The sequence below is a fragment of the Erwinia sp. JH02 genome, assembly GCF_013074405.1.
GTDB classification, from domain to species: Bacteria; Pseudomonadota; Gammaproteobacteria; order Enterobacterales; family Enterobacteriaceae; genus Erwinia; species Erwinia rhapontici.
Map to the genome: position 1 here is coordinate 1 of NZ_JABANZ010000005.1, position 16,195 is coordinate 16,195.

18 protein-coding genes are annotated in these 16,195 nt (G+C 53.4%); 8 read left to right on the forward strand and 10 right to left on the reverse strand.

What is annotated here, in order from left to right; translation table 11 throughout:
- Positions 1-171: 171 nt before the first annotated feature.
- Positions 172-732 (reverse strand): D-glycero-beta-D-manno-heptose 1,7-bisphosphate 7-phosphatase, encoded by a 561-nt coding sequence (gene gmhB, locus HHI26_RS12585; RefSeq protein ID WP_133842165.1) that lies wholly within the window; start codon positions 730-732, stop codon positions 172-174.
- 188 nt (positions 733-920) lie between these two features.
- On the opposite strand from gmhB, the gene metN reads away from it, so the two are divergent.
- The 6 genes from metN to proS all read left to right on the forward strand — a co-directional run bounded on the left by metN (position 921) and on the right by proS (position 6,508).
- Positions 921-1,952, forward strand: coding sequence for a methionine ABC transporter ATP-binding protein MetN (gene metN / locus HHI26_RS12590; protein WP_133842166.1), 1,032 nt, complete (start codon positions 921-923; stop codon positions 1,950-1,952).
- Positions 1,945-2,598: a methionine ABC transporter permease MetI gene (locus HHI26_RS12595; protein WP_133842167.1), complete on the forward strand. Its 654-nt coding sequence runs from the start codon at positions 1,945-1,947 to the stop codon at positions 2,596-2,598. Before metN ends, HHI26_RS12595 begins: the two co-directional genes overlap by 8 nt.
- Before the next feature lie 36 nt (positions 2,599-2,634).
- A complete protein-coding gene (locus HHI26_RS12600; RefSeq protein WP_133842168.1) occupies positions 2,635-3,450 on the forward strand; it encodes a MetQ/NlpA family lipoprotein in 816 nt (271 codons plus the stop codon).
- A 140-nt stretch (positions 3,451-3,590) separates the two neighbouring features.
- Positions 3,591-3,995 carry an Rcs stress response system protein RcsF gene (gene rcsF / locus HHI26_RS12605; RefSeq protein ID WP_133842169.1) on the forward strand — a complete coding sequence of 135 codons (405 nt, stop codon included), beginning with the start codon at positions 3,591-3,593 and terminating at the stop codon, positions 3,993-3,995.
- Positions 3,992-4,699 carry a tRNA (N6-threonylcarbamoyladenosine(37)-N6)-methyltransferase TrmO gene (gene tsaA / locus HHI26_RS12610; protein WP_133842170.1) on the forward strand — a complete coding sequence of 236 codons (708 nt, stop codon included), beginning with the start codon at positions 3,992-3,994 and terminating at the stop codon, positions 4,697-4,699. The genes rcsF and tsaA overlap by 4 nt, the downstream gene beginning before the upstream one ends.
- Positions 4,700-4,789: 90 nt before the next feature.
- Positions 4,790-6,508 (forward strand): proline--tRNA ligase, encoded by a 1,719-nt coding sequence (gene proS, locus HHI26_RS12615; protein WP_133842171.1) that lies wholly within the window; start codon positions 4,790-4,792, stop codon positions 6,506-6,508.
- Positions 6,509-6,581: 73 nt separating this feature from the next.
- Here the strand turns inward: proS and HHI26_RS12620 are convergent, their stop codons facing one another.
- The 4 genes from HHI26_RS12620 to HHI26_RS12635 form a co-directional block, all read right to left on the reverse strand.
- A complete protein-coding gene (locus HHI26_RS12620; RefSeq protein ID WP_167863197.1) occupies positions 6,582-8,438 on the reverse strand; it encodes a M48 family metallopeptidase in 1,857 nt (618 codons plus the stop codon).
- A gap of 337 nt (positions 8,439-8,775) precedes the next feature.
- A complete protein-coding gene (locus tag HHI26_RS12625; RefSeq protein ID WP_133842173.1) occupies positions 8,776-9,186 on the reverse strand; it encodes a copper resistance protein NlpE N-terminal domain-containing protein in 411 nt (136 codons plus the stop codon).
- A gap of 26 nt (positions 9,187-9,212) precedes the next feature.
- On the reverse strand, positions 9,213-9,629 hold the full coding sequence (arfB, locus tag HHI26_RS12630; protein ID WP_133842174.1) for an alternative ribosome rescue aminoacyl-tRNA hydrolase ArfB: 417 nt from the start codon (positions 9,627-9,629) through the stop codon (positions 9,213-9,215).
- A complete protein-coding gene (locus HHI26_RS12635) occupies positions 9,626-10,180 on the reverse strand; it encodes a YaeQ family protein (RefSeq protein ID WP_133842175.1) in 555 nt (184 codons plus the stop codon). Before HHI26_RS12635 ends, arfB begins: the two co-directional genes overlap by 4 nt.
- 132 nt (positions 10,181-10,312) lie before the next feature.
- On the opposite strand from HHI26_RS12635, the gene HHI26_RS12640 reads away from it, so the two are divergent.
- Complete coding sequence (locus HHI26_RS12640) at positions 10,313-10,516, forward strand: YaeP family protein (RefSeq protein ID WP_133842176.1); 204 nt, start codon at positions 10,313-10,315, stop codon at positions 10,514-10,516.
- Positions 10,500-10,766, forward strand: a complete 267-nt coding sequence (rof, locus tag HHI26_RS12645) for a Rho-binding antiterminator (protein ID WP_133842177.1) — start codon at positions 10,500-10,502, stop codon at positions 10,764-10,766. The genes HHI26_RS12640 and rof overlap by 17 nt, the downstream gene beginning before the upstream one ends.
- 37 nt (positions 10,767-10,803) lie before the next feature.
- On the opposite strand, the gene HHI26_RS12650 is transcribed toward rof, so the two are convergent.
- The 5 genes from HHI26_RS12650 to accA all read right to left on the reverse strand — a co-directional run bounded on the left by HHI26_RS12650 (position 10,804) and on the right by accA (position 16,185).
- Complete coding sequence (locus HHI26_RS12650; RefSeq protein WP_159336930.1) at positions 10,804-11,118, reverse strand: cytochrome c; 315 nt, start codon at positions 11,116-11,118, stop codon at positions 10,804-10,806.
- A gap of 14 nt (positions 11,119-11,132) precedes the next feature.
- Positions 11,133-12,434, reverse strand: a complete 1,302-nt coding sequence (tilS, locus tag HHI26_RS12655) for a tRNA lysidine(34) synthetase TilS (RefSeq protein ID WP_159336929.1) — start codon at positions 12,432-12,434, stop codon at positions 11,133-11,135.
- A gap of 53 nt (positions 12,435-12,487) precedes the next feature.
- Positions 12,488-12,883, reverse strand: a complete 396-nt coding sequence (locus tag HHI26_RS12660) for a VOC family protein (RefSeq protein ID WP_133842180.1) — start codon at positions 12,881-12,883, stop codon at positions 12,488-12,490.
- A gap of 90 nt (positions 12,884-12,973) precedes the next feature.
- The gene (locus HHI26_RS12665; protein WP_167863198.1) at positions 12,974-15,124 is read right to left on the reverse strand and encodes a lysine decarboxylase LdcC; all 2,151 of its coding nucleotides are present in this window, start codon (positions 15,122-15,124) and stop codon (positions 12,974-12,976) included.
- Between the two features lie 101 nt (positions 15,125-15,225).
- Positions 15,226-16,185 carry an acetyl-CoA carboxylase carboxyl transferase subunit alpha gene (gene accA, locus HHI26_RS12670; protein WP_133842182.1) on the reverse strand — a complete coding sequence of 320 codons (960 nt, stop codon included), beginning with the start codon at positions 16,183-16,185 and terminating at the stop codon, positions 15,226-15,228.
- Between the last annotated feature and the right edge of the window lie 10 nt (positions 16,186-16,195).

The following is a 16,195-nucleotide window of genomic DNA, read 5'->3' on the forward strand; positions in this document are numbered from 1 at the left end:
TTTGAGAAATTTTTTCCGGCGGTTCAGATGCTTCCTGAACCTCCTGAGCCGCTGGCCGTAAGCCGTTGTGCCGTCTCAGTGGTTGCGCATTATAGACAGGCGCTCCGGGAACGCAAGCAGTAATCTCAACTTTTTCACTGCCTGCTGAAAGTTCCAGCGAAACGCTGCTTTTTAGCCCTGTTTGATACGTCCAGGCAGCTCTTTCAGGCTATTAAGCACCCAATCCGCTGCACTCTCGCCTTCAGCAGTGACAGGCTTCCCGCTACGAACCAGTACTTTTTTACCGACTCCGGCAGCTAAAGCGGCCTGCATGTCCTCAATCTTATCGCCAACCATATAAGAAGCGGCCATATCGATGTTCAGCTCCTGCTGCGCGGTCAGGAACATTCCCGGCTGCGGCTTACGGCAATCACATGACTGACGTAACTCTTCTACTATTGCTTCCGGATGATGCGGACAGAAATAGATGCCATCCAGATCGACATCGCGGTCGGCCAGCGACCAGTCCATCCATTCGGTCAGATGCATAAACTGATCTTCGGTAAACAAGCCGCGCGCGATACCGGACTGGTTTGTCACCAGCACCAGCGCAAAGCCCATTTCTTTCAGTTCACGCATGGCATCAATCACACCATCAATAAACTCAAAGTTGTCGCTTTCAAACACATAACCGTGATCGACATTAATGGTGCCATCCCGATCGAGGAAAATTGCGGGGACTTTCTCAGCCACGTAGTAACTCCTGCTACAAAATTTGCCGTAGTGTATCGCATCACTACCATAAAAGAGAGAATGGCAGATTGAATGACTTCGATTGATTTAGACGTCTGGATGCCCTACCATCCATCCAGTCCCTTCAATGCGGGATGCCGTTATAATGAATGCCACGGATAACTCCCATCACGATAATAAATAAATCAATGATTAAACTTTCAAATATCACCAAAGTGTTCCAGCAGGGTTCACGCACGATTACAGCGCTGTCTGATGTCAGCCTGCATGTGCCCGCCGGACAAATTTATGGCGTGATCGGCGCTTCCGGTGCAGGTAAAAGCACCTTAATCCGCTGCGTCAATTTGCTGGAGCGTCCAACTTCCGGCAGCGTGCTGGTTGATAACCAGGATCTCACCACACTATCAGAAAGCCAGTTAACACTGGCGCGTCGCCAGATTGGCATGATCTTCCAGCACTTCAACCTGCTGAACTCACGTACCGTCGCCGGTAACGTTGCACTGCCGCTGGAGCTGGGCAACCTATCAAAGGCTGAGATTAAAGCCCGTGTCAGTGAATTACTTGACCTGGTTGGCCTGGCGGATAAACACGATGCCTGGCCTGCCAATCTCTCCGGCGGGCAGAAGCAGCGCGTGGCCATTGCCCGTGCGCTGGCCAGCAACCCCAAAGTGTTGCTGTGTGACGAAGCCACCAGCGCGCTGGACCCGGCGACCACCCGTTCCATTCTTGAATTGCTGAAAGACATCAACCGTCGTCTTGGGATCACCATCCTGCTGATCACTCATGAGATGGACGTGGTGAAACGTATCTGCGATTGCGTTGCGGTCATCAGCAACGGTGAGTTGATTGAGCAGGATACGGTGAGTGAAGTGTTCTCTCATCCAAAGACGCCGCTGGCCCAACAGTTTATTCAATCAACGCTGCATCTGGATATCCCGGAAGACTACCTGAAACGTCTCTCCCCAGAACCCAGCGCAACAACCGTTCCTTTATTACGCCTGGAATTCACCGGTCAGTCAGTGGATGCCCCGCTGCTGTCTGAGTCAGCACGCCGTTTCAATGTGAACAACAATATTATCAGCGCGCAGATGGATTACGCCGGTGGCGTGAAGTTCGGCATTATGCTGGCCGAAATCCACGGTGAGTCAGCCGATACTCAAGCGGCCATCGCGTTCCTGCAAGAGCACCATGTGAAGATAGAGGTATTAGGTTATGTCTGAGGCGATGATGTGGTTAATGGGCCGCGGCATCTGGGAAACCCTGATGATGACCTTTGTCTCCGGCTTTTTCGGTTTTGTGCTTGGGCTGCCCGTTGGTGTGCTTCTTTATGTTACCCGTCCTGGGCAGATCGTGGCGAACGCGAAGCTTTATCGCGTGCTGTCAGCCGCGGTGAATATCTTCCGCTCGATTCCTTTCATTATTTTGTTGGTGTGGATGATCCCCTTCACCCGGATTATCGTCGGTACCTCAATTGGTCTGCAGGCCGCGATTGTTCCGCTCACCGTAGGCGCAGCACCCTTTATTGCCCGTATGGTTGAGAATGCCCTGCTTGAATTACCTACCGGCCTGATTGAAGCATCACGCGCCATGGGTGCCACACCATTGCAGATTATCCGTAAGGTTCTGCTGCCTGAAGCACTGCCAGGTCTGGTGAATGCCGCTACTATTACTCTGATTACTCTGGTCGGCTACTCAGCAATGGGTGGCGCAGTCGGCGCAGGCGGTCTGGGTCAGATTGGCTATCAGTACGGCTATATCGGTTACAACGCGACAGTGATGAATACGGTATTGGTTCTGCTGGTTGTTTTGGTGTATTTGATTCAGTTCTGTGGCGATCGCATTGTTCGTGCGGTTAGCCACAAGTAAACACAACAGTAATTTCTCTCTATTTAAGGAAGGGATATGTCTTTTAACGTTAAAACGCTTGCCGCTGTTGGCGCACTTATCGGTACTCTGGCACTGGCTGGCTGCGATCAGAAAGAGAAAGATCCAAACCACATTAAAGTGGGTGTGATCGTGGGTAGCGAGCAGCAGGTAGCTGAAGTCGCCGCGAAAGTGGCAAAAGATAAATACGGCCTGGATGTTGAGCTGGTGACCTTCAACGATTACGTACTGCCTAACGAAGCATTGAGCAAAGGCGATATCGACCTTAACGCCTTCCAGCATAAACCTTACCTGGACCAGCAGATCAAAGATCGCGGTTACAAGCTGGTTTCTGTAGGCAGCACCTTCGTTTATCCGATTGCGGGTTACTCGAAAAAGATTAAAACGCTGGATGAACTGCAAAACGGTGCACAGGTGGCTATCCCTAACGACCCAACCAACCTGGGTCGTTCACTGCTTCTGCTGCAGAAAGTGGGCCTGATCAAACTGAAAGAGGGTGTTGGCCTGCTGCCAACCTCACTGGATGTGGTTGAGAACCCGAAAAACCTGAAACTGGTTGAACTGGAAGCACCGCAGTTGCCACGTTCCCTGGACGATCAGCAAATTGCCCTGGCAGTGATCAACACCACTTACGCCAGCCAGATTAACCTGACGCCAGCAAAAGACGGCATCTTCGTTGAAGATAAAAACTCGCCGTACGTAAACCTGCTCGTTGCCCGCGAAGATAATAAAGACGCGGAAAACGTGAAGAAATTCGTACAGGCTTATCAGTCAGATGAAGTTAACGACGCAGCGAACAAAGTGTTCAACGGCGGCGCAGTGAAAGGCTGGTAATTTAACCAATGCGGGTGGCTTCTGCCGCCCGCTATCACATTCTCATCGTCCATACGTGCCAGACTGTACGCTCTCCGCTTGTTATTTCCCTCCCGGCTTGCTTCAATAACGCCACTTTTACCGATCGTGAGGATTTTCCCATGCGTGTTTTACCGCTCTGTTTGTTAGCGCTAACGCTGACAGGGTGCTCGTTGGTACCACGGCCCTATGAGCCTGTGAAACCTTTTCCACAGTCTACGCAAACTGGCGCATCTCAGTCGAAACCCGCAGCCCGCCCTGCCCCGGTAAAACTGTATACCGACCCTGCTGATCTCGTTAGCAAACCTTTTGCTGACCTGGGCGAAGTCTATGGCGAAGATTGCCAGAGCAGCGCACAGGATTCACCACCGAATCTCGCCACCGCACGTAAACGTCTGCAGATCCGGGCATCCGGTATGAAAGCCAATGCGGTGCTGGTACATAAATGTGAGATCGTGAGTGGCGCTCAGGGCTGCGTGCGTCAGGCCGTATGCCAGGGTTCAGCCCTCAAAGTCAGCAATCAATGAGTCGTTTCTCCTTCGATCAGATTGGCGTGATCCATTCACCGTGGAAGGAGAAATTTGCCGTTCCCCGTCAGCCTGGTTTGATACAGGATGGTGGCGGCGAGCTGCATCTGCAAGCGCCTTATAACCAGCCGGAAGCCGTACGTGGGCTTGAAGCATTCAGTCATCTCTGGCTGTTGTTTGTTTTTCATCAGACGATGGAAGGCGGCTGGCGGCCTACCGTACGGCCACCGCGGTTAGGGGGTAATGCGCGCATGGGTGTGTTTGCCACCCGCTCAACCTTCCGTCCAAATCCTATCGGCATGTCGCTGGTTGAGTTAAAGGGCGTTCGTTGTGAACAGCAGCAGGTGATCCTCGAATTAGGCAGCCTCGACCTGGTTGACGGCACGCCCATCGTGGATATCAAACCTTATCTGCCGTTTGCCGAGGCGCTCCCCGAAGCGCGCGCCGGGTTTGCCCAGCAAGCCCCCGATGCCGATATGCCGGTCTGCTTCAGCCTCCCGGCACAACAGCAGTTACAACAGCATCAGCGGCACTATCCGCACCTTGAACGCTTTATCGCTCAGGTGCTGGCTCAGGATCCCCGGCCAGCATATCGCAAAGGCGAAGAACCGGACCGGGAATATGCCGCCTGGCTGCTGGAATTCAATGTACGCTGGCGCGTGACCCAGTCCGGTACGGAAGTTATCGCCATCGACCCGCGTTAATTTCTCCCGGCATCTTTTGACTCACCTGACACGCTGGTACACTAGCGTCCACGTTTTTTGGCTTTATGCGTTCATATGGAATCGTAATTCATGCGTACTACTCAATACCTGCTCTCCACTCTGAAGGAGACACCTGCCGACGCTGAAGTGATCAGCCACCAGCTGATGCTACGCGCCGGGATGATCCGTAAACTGGCCTCCGGTCTGTACACCTGGTTGCCGACCGGTTTACGCGTGCTGAAAAAAGTTGAAAACATCGTGCGCGAAGAGATGAACAACGCCGGTGCAATTGAGATTTCTATGCCCGTCGTTCAGCCTGCGGATCTGTGGCAGGAGAGTGGTCGTTGGGAGCAATATGGCCCGGAGTTACTGCGCTTCGTTGACCGTGGCGAGCGCCCGTTTGTTCTCGGCCCAACGCATGAAGAAGTGATTACCGATCTGATCCGTAACGAACTCAGCTCCTATAAGCAATTACCGCTGAACCTGTTCCAGATCCAGACTAAATTCCGTGATGAAGTGCGTCCACGCTTTGGTGTAATGCGCTCACGTGAATTCATCATGAAAGATGCCTACTCGTTTCATACTTCGCAGGAGTCGCTGCAGGAAACCTACGATGCGATGTATCGTGCCTACAGCCAGAGTTTCAGCCGTATGGGGCTGGACTTCCGCGCCGTTGATGCAGATACCGGCTCTATCGGCGGCAGCGCCTCCCATGAGTTCCAGGTGCTGGCGCAGAGCGGTGAAGACGATGTGGTGTTCTCTACCGAATCTGACTACGCCGCCAATATTGAAAAAGCAGAAGCAGTCGCCCCTGCCGGTGGCCGTGCAACCGCCACGCAACCGATGGTGCAGTTCGACACGCCAAATGCAAAAACCATCGCCGAACTGGTAGAACAGTTTGGGTTGCCGATCGAGAAAACCGTCAAGACACTGATGGTGCAGGCAACCAAAGAGAGCGGCCATACGCTGGTTGCCCTGCTGGTTCGTGGCGATCATGAGCTGAATGAAGTGAAAGCGGAACATATTGATATCGTTGCTGCCCCGCTGACCTTCGCAACAGAAGAAGAAATCCGTGCGCTGGTTAACGCGGGCCCTGGCTCCCTCGGTCCGGTAGGCCTGAACATGCCGATCATTGCAGACCGTACTGTGGCAGCGATGAGCGATTTCAGCGCAGGTGCCAATATTGACGGACAGCACCTGAAAGGCATCAACTGGGAGCGCGATTTGCCGCTGCCACGCGTTGCGGATATCCGCAATGTGGTCGAAGGTGATGCCAGCCCGGATGGGAAAGGTACGCTGTTGATCAAACGCGGTATTGAAGTTGGCCATATCTTCCAGCTGGGCACCAAGTACTCTGAAGCGATGAAAGCATCGGTACAGGGTGAAGACGGCCGTAACCAGATTATGACCATGGGCTGCTACGGGATTGGTATTACGCGCATCGTTGCGGCGGCCATTGAGCAGAACCACGATGAGCGCGGCATTATCTGGTCTCCTGCGCTGGCACCTTTCCAGGTGGCCATCCTGCCAATGAACATGCAGAAGTCATTCCGCGTGAAAGAGCTGGCGGAAGAGCTATATGCCACTCTGCGTGCTAAAGGGATTGATGTGATCCTCGACGACCGCAAAGAGCGCCCGGGTGTGATGTTTGCCGATATGGAACTGATTGGCGTACCGCATACCATCGTGATTGGCGACCGTAACCTCGATAGCGAAGAAGTTGAGTATAAAGCGCGTCGTGCCGGTGAGAAACGTATGATCAAAACCAATGAAATCGTTGATTTCCTGGTGAGTGAGCTGGCGGTTTAAGATCCACGACTACTGACCAAAGCGATCAGACATAAAAAAGCCACCGCATGCGGTGGCTTTTTCGTTTTAGCTTTTAGCTTTGCGCTGCCAGAGCCTGGTCTTGTTCCTGTAACGCCCGCATTGTCTGATGGCGCTGCCAGTAGTGACTCAGTGTGTATTTAAATACCTCAATATCCTTCTTCACCCCAGGCAAACGGATCTCAGTGCGTTTTTTACCCGCTGCATTAGGCTGAACATGTTGTAGATAAAGCACGTCAGTGCCGAAACGGCGAATCACATTGATATTTTTAATATTATCCCACGGTAACAGTTCAGCGGTCCCTGGCTTCACAATCCCCTGATACGTAATCTCAATCGGGTTGCCGTCTTTCAGCGTCCAGGCCGCCGGTGGGAAATGCTTCAGTACCAACGCCGTCTCTTCTTCACCTTCCGGCTCATAACGCCATGCAAGGCTCTGTTCATGAGCAGATGAGAAATCCTGCTCATATTTCTGCCAAAGGTGTTGTTCAATGTCTGACGCCACTGGCATCAGGTCGACCCAGCTCTCCGTCGGCAGTTCCGCCGCGATTGCGGCATAACACGTTTCGTCGATCGTATAACCGACATTGCGCATGCGATCGGCCAGCGGCGGATGCGAATCGAACGGATGCGGTACGTTCTGTTCACGCATCACGCTAATAAAGTCAGGTGAATTAACGTGCTGAGGCAGGCCAATGGCAATCGCTTTACTGATCCCCAGCTCATTCCCATGCAGGGTTTTATTTTCAAACAGCATTTGCTCAACTTCACTACGATAGCTGGCATAGGCCGAGATTTTAATCAGCGACTCGACGATCGCCGCCGGGGTAATTACGTTTGCGGCACTGCGGTCAGCCACAAATTCGCGCTCACGGCTGTTACGCTGCCACGCCAGTTCAAACAGCATGCGATACAGGCAGAGCGGATAGAACACCACCAGCGTAGACACATCGCTGCTCATCAGATGAATGTACTGATCGAAGCGATGCAGCTTCGGCCCCAGCAGGGCACCCGAGGCGGTATCCCCCTCATGCAGGTGCGTTAATTCATGCACCATCACGCCATCTGCCTGTGCCGTAGTTAGCTGGCGCAGCAAGGGAATACTGACGTACAGTTTGCGACCATTCAGTGCCTGCTCATTCACGCTGAGAGGCGCTTCAGTAACATAAAAGTTGGTATCGATACCCGCAATAATATGATCCGGCGGCGTGGTCCCCACCTGCGACGCCAGTGCATCAATGCGTGCCCAGAGTTCAGGTGCGGCTTCGCGCGTGACCACTTCACCTTCAACATCCTCATCACGTGGCAGCTTTTTGAAGATGCCTCTGATCATATAGAACATCGCGACCAGCACCAGCAGGCCCATCGCCATAACCAGCTTCGGATAATAGGTTTGGGTAAAGAATGCCGTTCCCCAGAAGGAGAGCCAGACCAGCATACCTCCCTGCACCAGCACTTCCAGCGCACTGGCCAGCATCAGGAAGGGACGTGCCAGCGTCAGGCTTTGCAACTGTCCCTGACGATTTTTAAATGCCAGCACGCTGAACAGAACAATCATCAGCAGCATGGCGACACCGCCCACCAACGTCCAGAAGGCAACTTTATCCATCATCCAGAACTGCCACAGCTCTGACTTCTCTGCACAAACCGCCCCCTGATAGTCGAGCAGATCGTCCGGTACCACACCACAAACGCTGGAAGGGGGATTCTGTTGCAGGAAAGCAGTCAGTTTATTGACGTCCTGACCTTGCCCGCGGGCATCATCAATAAAAATTTCGCTGTATTCCTGATCGAGCTGGCGTGTGCCGTATTCAGCAAAAACCAGCGTAATAGTGGGGATCAGGAAAAGCGTGACTAAAAGCCACAGGAAGACTTTTGCATAGCCTTTTTTCAATGCCGTTAATTGATTCAAAATTATAAACTCGCAAACTGTGTGTAAGAAGACAAAGCTGCTTATATCAGGCAATACCGAAAGAGTGATCTCCCGACATAATGGGAAATGGCGTGAGATCCTTCTCTGGCGTGCTTCAGCTATATTGGATAATAAAGGTCAGAACGAGGATATAAAACGATAAATGAACCGAAGCAACAAGAGGTTAGCCACGTTTTAGGATTATTTACCTGGGGAAGTGCGCCATGACCATTGCAGAGAATCGTTCTGTTCTACAATGGCCATATTAATTTGAGTTAATTCCACTTAATCCCGGAAATGCATCACGTTAATAAATACGGGATGATTTAAGGGACTTTTATAACACCTTACGGTTATTCGCCGTGAGATGATAAGGATGCTGACTGTTCATTGCCACCGAGCGCCAGGAAATCACGTCGAGGCCATTTTCCGTGGGGCGAAAACGTTGTTTCTCACCGTTCATGGCCACCAGCGTCAGCGTATCAGCCGTGCGCGCCCATTTACCATACTGCGCACTACGTAGCGTACTCTCTCCGCCCGCACGCTGCTCCAGCACATAACTGCCATCGGCCGCCAGGAACAACGAGGATTCACTGTCCTGACAGGCAGGTCCGCAGGGCAGCAACCCGCTATAACTCTGCTGCATCGGCTCCAGCGGTGAGGGTTGTTGTGCGTTTTGTCGGTTATTACAGCCAAATAACGCGCCCAATGCCAGTGTGGCAAACAGCGTGAGAACAACAGCTTTCATAGTCGCTCCTGCAAAAAATAAACAAGTCAGTCGCCGCGAACTTTACCCCGCAGCGATTTGGTTGAGGCCTTATGCGCTTTACCTTCCAGCCGACGCTTTTTTGATGCCAGCGTCGGACGCGTTGCGCGGCGGGTTTTCTCCACCACGGTAAGCTCAAGAATCAAATTCTCCAGCCGCTTTAATGCCGCCTCACGATTCATCTCCTGGCTGCGATATTCCTGCGCCTTAATAATCACAATGCCTTCGGGAGTGATCAGATGGTGGCTGACAGCCATCATCCTTTCCTGATAAAACACCGGCAGGCTGGAGCGCCGAATATCAAAGCGCAAATGGATTGCCGTCGAACTTTTATTCACGTTCTGACCACCGTTTCCCTGCGCTCTGATCGCGGTGATTTCGATTTCGGCATCAGGAATAGTGACGCTACGTGATAATACAATCATACCCTTTTTCCTGCCTCCAGCCACTGCTCAAACTGAATTTCCAGATGATGAGTCTCATCAGAGAGCCAGATAGTGCCGTCCTGAATAGTGGCCTGTAACGTCATTGAGCGTGATGCCAGTTGCGTCAGAGCACTCAGTTGCTCGTCATTGAGGTAACGTATCGTCAGATTATCATGCTGGGTCAGTTTGTTTTGATGCTGCTGCCACCAGGGCTGTGCCGCGCGCCAGTTATAGGTGTACAGCCAGACATGTTGAGAGCGACTACAGGCCTTTTTAATTCTGCGCTCATCTGGCAGACCGAGATCCACCCAAACATCAATCCCACCATGATCGTTCAGCTGCCAGATTTCTGGCTCATCTTCTGCGCTCAGTCCACGCGTAAAGGTCAAACGCTCATTCGCATGAACCAGCCAGGCCAGCAGACGCAGCATCAAACGCTCTTCGGTTTCCGAAGGGTGGCGGGCCAGCGTCAGGGTATTATCGATAAATACATTGCGGTCCATGTCTGCGACGTTAACCGTGGCTTTATAAATCGTTGCTTTCAGTGCCATAAGGATCCTTATCTCAGTTACCCGCTATTGTAACCTGATGACGAAGCAAATCACCCGCTCGCAGGCTGATTTCCCGTAAATGCCTGTGCTATAGTCGGATAATCGCCAGAGAAAACTCGGAAGGGGGTGCATGTGCAAAAGTATTGTGAATTAGTTCGCCGGAAATATGCCGAAATAGGCAGTGGCGACCTGGGATACGTGCCTGACGCATTAGCGTGCGTGTTGAAAGCGCTTGATGAAGTAGCGGGCGATCCTGTGCTACCGTCTTCCATCAGGGAAAAGGCAGCGTTTGCTGCCGCGAACTTATTGGTGAGCGACTATGTTGACGAAAGATGAAGCCTACAAACCGATCAACTGTGATGACTATGACAACCTGGAACTCGCCTGCCAGAACAACTGGATGCTGACACTGGCGTTAAAAGACGGTGAACAGCTTAAGGCAAAGGCCAAAGATATGGTGTCGCGAAAGAACGTGGAATACCTGAGCATTGACATTGCCGGAGAAAACCGCGATCTCCGCCTCGACCATATTGCCAGCTTCAGCCACCCCGACCTCGGTACCGTGGTGGTGAGTGAATCCGATTAGTCTCCCAGTCAGGCGGATCGTCGATCCGCCTCTCTTCTCAGGGCTTCAGCCCCGCATAATACGCTGCTAAATCATCAATATCGTCATCACTCAGCCCGGCAACAAACGCTTTCATCACTTCCGCCTGGCCGCCGCTGCGTGCCCCACTTTTATACGCCTGCAATGCCTGAGCCAGATAAGGCGCATGCTGCCCGGCAAGGTTGGGGTAGATCGGTGCCGATGCTTTTCCTTCTGTTCCGTGGCAGGCCATACAACGCGCTGATTTTTCCTGCCCGGCGCCGCTGTCTCCTGCGGCCAGGGCGGGCAGGCTACCACTCAGCAGCAGCAACACCATCACTCTGATAATTATCATGACTCTCTCAATATTTAGCGACGCCAGTACACAAACCAGTCCGTATCCGCAGCCGTTGGGGCACCGTCACGGGTGACAAAAAAATCAGCGGCGGCAATCAGACGGTCGCCATAAAAAATCAGCGGTATTCGACCCCGCTGCCACGGCGGCACCGCCAGTTCCTGCCACAGTTTTTTCAGCGGGCGACTGCCTGCGCGTCCGACGATATGCAACGATCCCTGTGCCTGGAAGCGTACGCTGACCGCCTCACCGGAAAGGGGGCGCCGCAGCGCCAGACCATCATTATGCTGTTCCAACTGCCCTAGCCCGTCAGGCAGCTGTAGCGGTTGTGCTCTATCCGGCCACGGCAGCGCGTGCTCGCTTAACGATGTCAGTAATGGCAACCAGTAAAGACGGCCACGAAAACGGCGTACCTCGTTCTGCCCGAGCCGAAAACGCGGCTCTGCATCCTCACGGCTACAGGCCACCTCCTGCCATACACGCCGCAGCGCATCGCGCGAGGGCATACTGCCCTGCTGATGCGCAATCCAGCGCCGCAGCAGGGCAAAGCGCCGGGCTTCACTCATCTCCAGCATCGGGAGAATCGACAACGTGCCGGATGCATCCATCAGCGAATCCAGTGACTCCGCCAGTAACTCATCCAGAAGTTGTTCCTGCTCGCCACACAGCGCTGCGCTGCGGGCCACCGCACGTGAGAAGTGCGGCCAGCGGGCATTCAGCATTGGCATCACCTCGAGGCGCAGAAAATTCCGGTCATAGCGCGCATCGCTGTTGCTGTCATCCTCAATCCACATCAGCTGGTGCTGTTCGGCCCACTCCTCCAGTTGCTGACGACTGTGTGTCAGCAAGGGACGCAGATGCCGGTGTTCGCCCAGCCAGTGTTGTTCCGGCATCGCCGCCAATCCAGCCGGCCCACTGCCCCGCTTCAGCGCCAGTAACAGGGTTTCGCTCTGATCGTCCTGATGCTGGGCGGTTAACAGCGTTTCCCCCGCCCGCAGCCGCTGACGGAAGGCCAGATAGCGTGCGGTACGTGCGGCTGCTTCAACCCCCCCCTGACGTGCATCCACACTGACATAGACCACCTCCAGTGGCACCTGCCAGCGTGCACACTGCTGCTGACAGTGCGCGACCCAACTCTCCGCCAACGGGTTGAGGCCATGATGAATATGCACCGCCCGCAGCTGCAACGCCGGACGCTGCTGTCTGAGCAACACCAGTTGATGCAGCAATACGCTGGAGTCGAGCCCACCACTGTAGGCCAGCAGCAGGCTGTGCTCATTCGCCAGTGTGGCTTCAAGATGGGCAAGGGATGACATGGCTTTCCTGAAAGAAGAACCCGACAAAAAGCCGGGTTTAGCAGAGGGGTATTTTAAGCCTGATACAACTCTAACGGCAATCCATCCGGATCATTAAAGAAGGTAAAGCGCTTACCGGTCAGCGGGTCAATACGGATCACCTCACAGGACACGCCGTGTGCTTCCAGTTGTCGTTTCGCCGCATCAACATCCTCCACGCTAAATGCCAGATGGCGCAGACCGCAGGCTTCAGGCTGAGTTGGTCGTGCAGGGGGGTGCGGGAAGGAGAACAGCTCAATAATGTACTCACCGTTTAGCGTCAGATCCCCTTTCCACGAATCGCGCTCCTCGCGATACACTTCGCCCATCAGGCCGAACCCCAGGATATCGCAGTAAAATGCCTTACTCACCGCATAATTCCCGGCAATGATTGCCACGTGATGGACTTTTTTTAACTGTAAACCTGACATTGTGGCTCCTGAATGCTCCTGATAAATACATGCCTGACGACCTTAACCGCCAGGCCTGACAGCGACAATGGCACGATTCTGGATCTTGGGTTAAATCTCTACGTCGTCCTTTAGCACGCGCACCAGATATTGCCCCTCATCGGTGAGCTTCGCGCCGTGAATATCGGTCTCAAACCCCGGATAGTGTTTGCCGATAGCGCACAACATCAGGAGAAAATCGAGCACTGCCCTGCTCTGCTCGGTGATCATCTCGCCCGGCATCACCACGGGTACGCCGGGAGGATAAGGCAGGATCATATTGGCCGAGACACGCCCCACCAGCTCACTGATATCTACTGTTTCGATATTGCCCTTCACCTGCTGCTGAAACATATGATGTGGTGTGAGCTTCATCTCGGGCAATGTGGCAAAGGCCTGTAACATCAGACGCGGCAGATCGTGTTGGCGGATCAGCGTATGGATCCCCTGCGCCAGATCCTGAATACGCATAGTGCGGTAAAAATCGGGATCTTCTGCATACAGATCCGGCAGCATGTTTTTCACCCGGAGGTTAAGATCGTACGAGCGCTTAAATTCGGTCAGCCCGCGCAGGACGCTCATCGCTTTGGTCTTATCAATACCGATGCTGAACAGGAACAACAAATTGTATGGCCCGGTTTTTTCCACCACCACACCACGTTCATCGAGGAACTTCGCCACCAGCGCCGCCGGTATCCCCTCTTCTGCCATCTCACCCAGTTCGCTCATCCCTGGTGTCAGGATCGTGACTTTGATCGGGTCGAGATACATATGGTCAGCATCTGCATCGCGGAAACCGTGCCACTCCTCGTCCCCGGGCTGAATCGCCCAGCATTCTGGTTCATCGACGCCTTCCGGCTGCCAGATATCAAAGAACCAGCCCTCAGACTCTTCGCGCAGACGCTGAACTTCGCGGCGAAAATGCAGTGCCCGCTCCACCGATCGATTAATCAGACGCTTACCCGGATTACCACGCAGCATCGCTGCCGCCGTCTCAATAGAAGCCACAATCGCGTAGTTGGGGGACGTCGTGGTGTGCATCATGTAGGCTTCATTAAAGGTTTGCTCGTCATAGTCACCTTTAATATGAATCAGCGAGGCCTGTGAAAAGGCCGCCAATAGTTTGTGCGTCGACTGGGTTTCATAGATCACCTTACCCGGCGTGCGCTCTCCGCTCATACCGCTGAGTCCCTGGTAGATCGGGTGAAAGTTGGTATAGGGCACCCAGGCAGAATCAAAGTGGATAGACGGCACATCCAGCGTCTCTTTGATGTACTGCGTGTTATACAGCAATCCGTCATACGTCGAGTTGGTGATCACCGCATGGACCGGCCAGCTGGCACGCGGTGTCTGCGCGACTTTCAGGGCAATACTCTCTTTGGTGAATTCACGTTTCGGGATGCCGCCAAGAATACCCAGCGCGTTACGCGTCGGTTTCAGCCAGATCGGGATGATATCGCTCATCATCAACAAATGGGTGAGCGACTTATGGCAGTTACGATCCACCAGCATGGTGCTGCCTGCGGGGGCGGCGTACATACCGACGATCTTATTCGAGGTCGAGGTGCCATTGGTGACCATATAGCTCTGCTCGGCCCCAAACGTGCGCGCCACATACTCTTCAGCTTCAAGATGCGGGCCGGTATGGTCGAGTAGCGAGCCCAGTTCAGTAACGGAAATCGAGATATCCGCCTTCAGCGTATTGGCACCAAAGAAATCATAGAACAGGCTGCCCACCGGGCTTTTCTGGAACGCCGTTCCTGCCATATGCCCTGGCGTACAGAAGGTGTATTTACCCTCCTTCACATAGGTAAACAGCGCTTTGGTCAGGGGTGGCGTGATGGTATCGATGTATTCATCGGTGTAGTGCCGTATGCGCTGAGCAATGTCATCGGCCGCATTCAGGGCATATTCAAAGAACCAGAGGGTCATGCGCATTTCGTTAATGCTGACATCCATCGTCGAGTGGGTGTTGATAAAGGCGTATAGCGGCAGATACTCATTTAACTGGTTGATATCACGGCAGAGTTCGAGACTGTATTCGTCCCAGTCAAACACCACGCCACAGATGCGCGGGTTGTGTTCAATCAGCTTCAGCAGGTCGCTGGCATCGTGCGGATAGATGGTCTGAAAACCCTGGTTTTTTAACGTAGCGTCGAGTTCACGGATGGGTTCATCTTTATAGAATGCGTTATGCGGTCCCATGATCGCGATAATATTCAATGTGGCCTCCTGGTCGGTTTGCTCCAGTGTGTAAGCATAGTGGACGCAAAACAAAAAGGGCCAGACAATGTCTGGCCCTTTGGGTAACGAATGCTGAACGATCAGGCGTAGCCGTAGCTCATCAGACGTTGGTAGCGGCGATCCAACAACTCTTCTTTCGTGAAGGTATCGAGATCGGCCAGATCGGCAAGCAGCTGGGCCTTCAGTGACACACCAATCGCCAGTGGGTTGCGGTGTGCGCCACCCAGGGGTTCCGGGATCACAGTATCAATCAGCTTCAGCTCTTTCAGACGCGGTGCAATGATGCCCATCGCTTCTGCGGCCAGTGGCGCTTTGTCGGCGCTTTTCCACAGAATAGATGCACAGCCTTCCGGCGAAATCACCGAGTAGGTGCTGTACTGCAACATGTTCACTTTGTCACCGACACCAATGGCCAGTGCGCCACCGGAACCGCCCTCACCGATAACAGTACAGATAACCGGCACGGTCAGGCCAGACATCTCACGCAGGTTGCGTGCGATGGCTTCAGACTGACCGCGCTCTTCTGCGCCCACACCAGGATAGGCACCCGGGGTGTCGATAAAGGTGATGATCGGCATATTAAAACGCTCGGCCATCTCCATCAGGCGCAGCGCTTTACGGTAACCTTCCGGCGCAGGCATGCCGAAGTTACGACGAATTTTCTCTTTGGTTTCACGCCCTTTCTGATGACCAATGATCATCACCGGACGGCCATCGAGACGCGCAGTACCACCAACGATAGCTTTATCATCGGCATAGGCGCGATCGCCCGCCAGCTCGTCAAAGTCAGTGAACACATTGCGAACATAGTCCAGCGTATACGGGCGCAGCGGATGACGCGCAAGCTGCGCGATCTGCCAGGCACCTAAATCTGAGAAGATTTTACGGGTCAGCTCAACGCTTTTATCGCGCAGACGCTGAATCTCTTCATCCAGATTAATATCCAGTTTTTCATCCTGACGGCCAACCGACTTGAGCGAATCAATTTTCGCTTCAAGCTCAGCGATTGGCTGTTCGAAATCCAGGTAATTAAGACTCATAATAATCCTG